At 41.7% G+C, this 7,417-nt stretch carries 6 protein-coding genes; 2 read left to right on the top strand and 4 right to left on the bottom strand.

Translation table 11 applies throughout. The features are described 5' to 3' along the window. Positions 1 to 91: 91 nt before the first annotated feature. Positions 92 to 2,305, bottom strand: coding sequence for a TonB-dependent receptor (locus tag B4K20_RS03535; protein WP_289281904.1), 2,214 nt, complete (start codon positions 2,303 to 2,305; stop codon positions 92 to 94). A 163-nt stretch (positions 2,306 to 2,468) separates the two neighbouring features. On the opposite strand from B4K20_RS03535, the gene B4K20_RS03530 reads away from it, so the two are divergent. Next, positions 2,469 to 3,473 (top strand): sensor domain-containing diguanylate cyclase, encoded by a 1,005-nt coding sequence (locus B4K20_RS03530; RefSeq protein WP_289281903.1) that lies wholly within the window; start codon positions 2,469 to 2,471, stop codon positions 3,471 to 3,473. Here the strand turns inward: B4K20_RS03530 and B4K20_RS03525 are convergent. Continuing rightward, complete coding sequence (locus B4K20_RS03525) at positions 3,465 to 4,517, bottom strand: DUF3080 domain-containing protein (protein WP_289281902.1); 1,053 nt, start codon at positions 4,515 to 4,517, stop codon at positions 3,465 to 3,467. The genes B4K20_RS03530 and B4K20_RS03525 overlap by 9 nt on opposite strands. A gap of 78 nt (positions 4,518 to 4,595) precedes the next feature. Continuing rightward, the gene (locus B4K20_RS03520) at positions 4,596 to 6,413 is read right to left on the bottom strand and encodes a CHASE domain-containing protein (protein ID WP_289281901.1); all 1,818 of its coding nucleotides are present in this window, start codon (positions 6,411 to 6,413) and stop codon (positions 4,596 to 4,598) included. A gap of 461 nt (positions 6,414 to 6,874) precedes the next feature. On the opposite strand from B4K20_RS03520, the gene B4K20_RS03515 reads away from it, so the two are divergent. Further along, the gene (locus tag B4K20_RS03515) at positions 6,875 to 7,081 is read left to right on the top strand and encodes a cold-shock protein (protein WP_007145321.1); all 207 of its coding nucleotides are present in this window, start codon (positions 6,875 to 6,877) and stop codon (positions 7,079 to 7,081) included. A 62-nt stretch (positions 7,082 to 7,143) separates the two neighbouring features. Here B4K20_RS03515 and B4K20_RS03510 read toward each other — a convergent pair. Continuing rightward, a partial coding sequence (locus B4K20_RS03510; protein WP_289281900.1) for an SDR family NAD(P)-dependent oxidoreductase occupies positions 7,144 to 7,417 on the bottom strand: 274 nt, incomplete at its 5' end.

The raw sequence follows: 7,417 nt of genomic DNA, 5'->3' as shown, positions 1-7,417 counted from the left end.
TAAAGAGGAATAACGAATAAATTGACGAAGATCAGGGAAGCGAGATTAACCTGAGCGCCTGTTGTTCTGCAGGCGCTCAGGTTAGATTCAATTAATAAAAATCAACTGTGGCACTGATTGAAACGGTTCTTGGTGCGCCGAGTACAAGATATCCATTACCTGGATAGCCGCCAACTGAAGCCCAATAGTCTCTATCAAATAGATTATCAACACGTGCTCTCAGAGTCAGATCTTGATTATCCAGTTGAATTAGATATTTCGCCCCAATATCGATTGTTGTCCAGCCATCAACTTTAAGCGTATTAGCATCATCTGCATAACGAGAGCCCGTATAGTTAACACGGCCATCAAATGCCAAACCATCTAATGTCGGAACATTCCACTCTGCTCCAACAGTCGCTTGCCAATTTGCAACACCAATTACTCTGTTACCATCAATATCACTATTTCCGGTATCTTTTTGTTTTGCATCAAGCCATGTCAGACCACCGAGTAACTTCAAATCATCTGTCGCTTTTCCATAGAGTGTCAGCTCCACCCCTTGATGCTCATCTTCGCCTGATTGTCTGAAAACGGGTCTATTTGGATCGCTTCTATCCATAAAAGAACGTGGTTTTGATGTTGTGAAATATGCCAGCCCAGCCCCAAAGCTACTTGTTTCATATTTCAGGCCAATTTCTTTTTGCTCTGAAACGTAAGGGGCAAAAGATTCTCCTCCATTAACCACGTCAACCGTAACGCCAGCTCCATTGTTAGTTTTGATATCAGCCGTATCCCCTTTAGTCAAGCTTTCAATATAGTTAGCATATATAGAGAATTCATCAGTTAGTTTATATACAGCACCTATTGCAGGTGTAACTTCACTATCATCATACTTTCCAATCAGTCCCGTCTGACCGTTATAATCATAATCTTCTGTTTTTAAGGTTTGATGACGGGCACCTAGAGTGAGCAGTAACCTATCATCCATAAAAGATAATGTGTCCCCAAGTGCAAAGCTGTTCAGCCTCACTCGACTACCTAATCTCGGACTATATAAATCAGCTAACGCAGGCTTAGAATAGAATGTTGGATTGTATAAATTGCTGCCACCAGGAATAGACACAAACCGGTAAGCATTCTTTTTCTCTGACTCGAAGTATGAATAGGCTGCAACCAATTCATGTTTGATACCCCGAGTATTGAGCTTGCCTTTAATACCGACTTCACCCGTTTGAATACGATCTATGCGGCCATTATCAAATCTGCTCAATGTGCCATTTCCGGTAATACCGTTTGTAATATTTAGATTACTGAGAGAATTTTCTTCTTCCCCATGTCTCATCCCATAAGCAGCCCAAGCAGTTATATTTTCAGTAAAATCATATTCACCTCTGAATGTACCAAAGTAATCTTTTTCATTTGAGTAAGACCATGGTTGAGCCCAATTCTCACTTGCATTGGGCGTCGATGGAACGTTACTAACTGCGTTCATCAAACGTAAATTTGTTCTTGTTTGTGCCAACTGATGATTTTGATACCCCATATCAGCAGAGAGTCTTAATCGCTCACCTTGGTAATCCAAACCGATATTAAATAAGTTCAGTTCAGCTTGTTCGTCATCAATAGATGTACCGCCATTATGATGTGCAGCATTGACCCTGATCCCAAACTCATCATTTTCACCAAAACGACGAGCAATATCAGCTGCTCCATTACGCTCATCATTTACTGATGCGCCCAGCGTGATTCGATTTAAGTCATAGTTTGGAGCTCGTTTAGGCAAAAGGTTAATCGCTCCCCCTATGCCACCTCCGTTTGGATTAGCGCCAGTTAGGAAAGCTGTTGCGCCACGAAGAACTTCTACGCGCTCAAATAGCTCTGTAGCAATATACTGACGTGGTAATAATGAATATAAACCGTTATATGCCACATCATCGGAGTTTAAAATGAATCCGCGTATGAAATAAGATTCCTGAAAGTTTCCGAACCCTCTTGCAACTCTGACCGTCGGATCATTTCGTAATACATCCCCAACACTCTGCGCTTGCCTGTCCTGTATAAATTCATTGGTGTAACTGGTAATACTGAATGGGGTATCTAAGTTATCTTTTGTACCCAAAATGCCGGCTCGTCCTCCTTCAGCCACCTGGCCTCCAGCAAAAGCTGGTGCAAGCCCTTCGGCACTGGCATCTGCACTTGCTGTCACTGAGAGTGTATCCAGTTCAATCGGAATATCGGAATTTTCTGTTGAGTCTGCTGAGTAAGCAGCGTTCATACTTCCGATCGCCATTAACATTGATGTACAAATTAATTTAAGTTTCATGCCCCATCCTCATAAATAATGACGGCATATTACTCTTACACAACTAAACTGTAAACGATATTGATTGTCATTTATATTTAAAAATATTCAAGCTAAGTCATGATTTTATTTCCGAAAGGCTAAAGACTGTTGTAGTATTTATATATCAACTCAGGGACTTACCGTGACAGATAAACTAGCGCTGCACACTAGGCTTGAAAAGGACTTAACAGAAGACTGGCAAGCCATTCTCGACATTCTTGCAGAATTTATGCAGGTGCCTGTTGCACTGATCCTCCAAGCTGATAACCAGCAAGTTAATGTCTATGCGAGAAATCAAAGTAAACGTAACCCATTCAGACTAAAGCAAAATCTACCTTCGGGCTCGAGTCTATTTCATAAAAAAGTCATTGAAACAAATCAGCAACTTAGCGTGCTGGATGCCAGCCAAAGTAAAGAATGGGCCAAATCGAATGAACTTCAGTACGGTCTCATCAACTATCTGGGTTTCCCACTACACTGGCCTGATGGTGCCAAATTCGGAATCATCTGCGTAATGAAAACAGATGCTGAAGCCTATACAACAAAGCAAAAGCAAGTCATATTACAAATCAAAAAAATTGTTGAGTCCCACCTTGAACTGGTTTGGCAAAATCAACAATTACAAGCCCAATCAAATAACCTTCAATATCTCGCCTATACTGACGATTTAACAGAGAGCTGGAATCGTCGCGCCTTCATCAATGAGAGTAATAAAGAACTGAAACGCAGTCACAGAAGCGGTCACATTGTTTGTCTGCTTATGATGGACATTGATGATTTTAAAGACATCAATGATGCTTTCGGTCATGAAGTGGGCGATGAGGTACTCAAACTATTCAGCCATTGCATTCAGGCAACGAAACGCCCCTATGACATTTTTGGTCGTATTGGTGGAGAAGAATTTGCCATATTGCTTCCTGAAACGGGCTTAAAACAGGCGACTCATCTAGCAGAACGCATTCGCAAAAAAGTGTCAGAGATTTTTTATTTCACCCAAGGCCAGTCCATAAAGATCACTGTCAGTATTGGTGTTCATCAAGTTGATGATAAAGAAACAAATATTCTGGTGGCATTGAATCAAGCGGATAAACTACTCTACGCCGCTAAACATTCAGGAAAAAATACTGTGATGGCAACGTCACTTTGACTCAACCCCAGGTCGCATTCCACATTGCTCTAACAAACGTTGCCAAGACTGAGTGTGACGCTCTACGGCTTGATGTAACTGCTGCCAGATGCCGGTAGCTGAATCAGTATGTAAATTTTTTTGTCGGTAAGCATTGAACTCATCCGATACTGTGTTGTGCCCTTTTACCTGTGCAAGTCTGTTCAATAGCGGAAAAATCTCATCGCTCTGCTGAGTGACTGCCGCCATATAAGGTTGTACTTTCCCGATATAAATATTGAAGAAAAAATGACGCACGATTTCAGCTTGAGGTGTCACGCGCTGTTGATAGCACAGCGCTTTCCCGGCAAGTCTTGCTTCTATGATCTGAGTTGCATCATTTAATCTCGCTGTTAACAACTGAGCACTTTTTAACAATTTGCCAGCATGATGGCTGTATAGCCATTGTTGCTGTATTTTGCCTAATTGTTGTAAATCTGTATCGAGATGCTGATTATCTATCTGTTGTTTTATCTTCAGAAGTTTTTGTAACCCTGTTGTCGTTGAGTGGTTTGAGCTAGTGTCAGTCGGTAAATATCCTTTTGAATATGTCATCAATTCCGTTATTTCTTCTGTCGACCAAACTGCGTTCCAAAAAACCAGAGGAAGCGTTACACTTTTCTGTGCTATGGCCTGTTTGAGAATATCTCGAGTTTGCTCATCATCAAGTGTATTTAAACAAAGCTTGGCCGAATGAATAAACTTCATTTCATAGCGAAGTCGATTTATGGGTAGCATGACACGCCCCAAAATAGAATTTCGCTCAGCAACCACAACCTGTAATTCACAACCATATAAAGATAAAAACTCCAGCATATTCACGTCTATCTGGGGCACGTCGAGCATTCGTTGCTTTTTATCAGGCAGTTTTGTTAAGGCAGGTAACTTAGAAGTTGAGACAGGTTGATCTAACACTCTGGCCAGACGGACTAAGTATTCATCCATCATAGAATCTGGCTCGTTGAACTTATCACATGCCGTCATCAACAAAACCAGGCTAAGAAGAGAAATGACCTTTTTATTCAATAGGTTCACTATGACAAAGTTGGGCTTAAGCAGGTTAGATATAGCTTGTAATGAACTAAAATCATGTTATCGGACAGGTCAGGAAATTTGCTGATGTATGCCAAACATCAGCAATGGCTGCCCTGCTTGGGTGTGGGTGATGCTCCGACCTTTAGTCAGCACATGTACTACTTTTCCGTTTCGATGCAACATCCTTATCGTACATTCAAAAAAGTCTGTCTCACCTTTCAAATGCCTTTCTAATTGTTTTTCGACGTTGAGTACATCATCAGGATGACAATGCTCCTTCCAGGTGTCCATTGTCATCGGCAATAGCTCAGTTAAATCATAGCCTATCATTTCTGCCCAATTCTGGTTATAGACGGCCTCTCCCGTTTCGATATTCCACTGCCAGCTCCCCAATTTCGCACTCGATAGCACTGTTTCCAATCGTTCGGCTTCTTGACGTAACTGTGTATGTGCCTCTTGTCCAACGGTCTTATCGACTATAAAACCAATGATTTTTGATGGATTATCAATCGCGTCACGCTCCACATAAAAACTGCCGTGCAGATAACGTATGCCATGCTGAGTAAAAATGCGAAATGTCAGCTCAAAACGCTCCTCAAATTGGGATGCTTGTTCCAAGTCCATAGATATGCGGTCACGATCCAATTCATGAACCATTAGCAACCATTGCTTGTATGAGCCATCAAATGTGTTGTTTTTGATTTTATAAATGGAGAGTAGCTGCTGATCCATATAAACTTTGTCTGAATAAAGGTCCCACTCCATGACGCCTATCTTGGCGATACGTGTGGCCATGAGTAGCCGCTGTTCTGATAGGTTACGGCTGGCATGAGCTTCTGAGGCTTGTTTTGTCGCCCCAGCCCCTTGCCTTGCCAAAAATGAAATGAAACTAAATATAGCTACACCAACAAGCGTACAGATGATCGCTATCAATATAGGTTGATAGCGTTCTGATAAGGTCATGAGCTCATCATGACTATAAACGAACAAGCGCCAGTTTCTCTCTCCAACATTCAGCTCAAACATGTGTGAGAACGCTTTTTCATTTTCTTTTACATGATAAAAAGCGTGTTCAGTGTCAGCATTTTTGTATAACAACGTGTATGCGTCATCACTGAAATCATAAATCTCAAAATTTAACGTTTGTTGTCCTCGGCCTAAAATACCCTGCATGAAATCCTTCATCCTGAACGCGGCATAAACAAAGCCCTGGATTGCATCTCTACGTTCAACAACAGAACCGGTGGCCTTATTATGTTGATACACAGGCACATACATTAAGAACCCATGCTGCTTTTCTTCATTTGTCTCCTGTTCAAGGATAACCGGGCCAGTCGCTACTGCTTGTTTAGTATCTCTGGCTAAAATCATCGCCTGCCTTCGAACAGGCTCTGAAAACATATCAAACCCAAAAGCACGTTGGTTACGCCAATCAAAAGGTTCTATGAACACAATCGAACTATACTGTTCGCGTTTACCTGTGGGCTCGAGAGTGTAATCAGGAAACCCTTCTTCCCGGATGGATTGGATATGTTGAGTAAGGGATTGAGAAGGAATCATCTCGGCGTAACCAATCGCCTGTATGCCAGGAAAGTCTCTCTGCAATTGAATCGTATCGACAAAATGACGCCAATCTGTGCGGGTCACTTGAGTACTGGCATCAAATAATCCTTTGCCACTGCGAAGTGCCAACTCATAATCACGCATCCGTTCTGATATGGCCTGAGCAACGTAACTAGCTTCATAATTAAACCGCTGATTCACCTTGTTATGAACAGTAGTGAATAACAGATAACACAGCCATGTACTGATCAACAGCCATAGTGATAGTGCCAGCCATGCTGATGGTGGATGCTTTTTGATGTGCCTGGAAAAAAACGTTTCCATTACTTTTGAGTTACCACCCAATAAAGAGATAAGTCATATCTACAAATAGCCGTTTTACTCAGTATGACGATGAGTTGATGATGAAGCTAGCTACCCAAACTAAGAGCACTTTTTTTTACAGAAAAATCCTTCTGCAAAAATGACATCGATCATTTCATCATTTTGTCACAATAAAACGGCATAAACTATCAGTGACCAGCAGGGATTCGTGTTTTCTGAGATAGGTCGAGATCAGTTGTTGAGGCTTCTTATCTTGACAGGCAAAAATATTTTTGACACGGCTCTGTATTGTCTATACATTGAACATAGCTTGAAAGTTGATCTGAATATTTATTTTTCATTTCGAAGCATTACCATCAGTAGCTCGTCCTGTTTGTTAATAAGTACTCTGCACACTTCCAGCTATACCAAAAAGTCTCAATTTGGGACTTCAATTATTTATTAAGAAATTAGGATTATTTATGTCTACAACTACTGGTACTGTTAAATGGTTTAACGAAGCTAAAGGTTTTGGTTTTATTGAACAAGAGTCTGGCCCAGACGTTTTTGCTCACTTCAGCCAAATCAAAGGTGACGGTTTCAGAACCCTGAATGAAGGTCAACGTGTTGAGTTCACAGTAACTCAAGGTGCTAAAGGCCCTCAAGCAGAAAACATTACTGCTCTGTAAGACATTTGTTTACAGAAAAGAAAAAAAGCCCCGTTATTCGGGGCTTTTTTTTGCCTGCTGTTCTACTCCACAACCTGTTTGGCAAAATGTTTATATTCACGACCAATCTGTTGGGCTCGGCTATCAGGAAATACATGGGGCTCGCCCAGCTCTAATGCCTTAATAATCGCCTGTGCGACAACACTGGGGGGGTCTGCGTCACTCACCCCTATCGATTTCGCCATATCCGTATCGACAGGTCCCGGATGAACACTCAAAACAACCGTTCCTTGCTGACCCAGCTCGTGCCTGATGGCTTGAGTTAGAGAGTATGCGGCGGCTTTAGATGCCGCGTAT

The sequence above is a fragment of the Methylophaga sp. UBA5088 genome (assembly GCF_002414625.1).
Lineage (GTDB): Bacteria > Pseudomonadota > Gammaproteobacteria > Nitrosococcales > Methylophagaceae > Methylophaga > Methylophaga marina.
The sequence above is the reverse complement of the archived record's forward strand: the minus strand, read 5'-3'. Positions and strand labels throughout refer to the sequence as shown.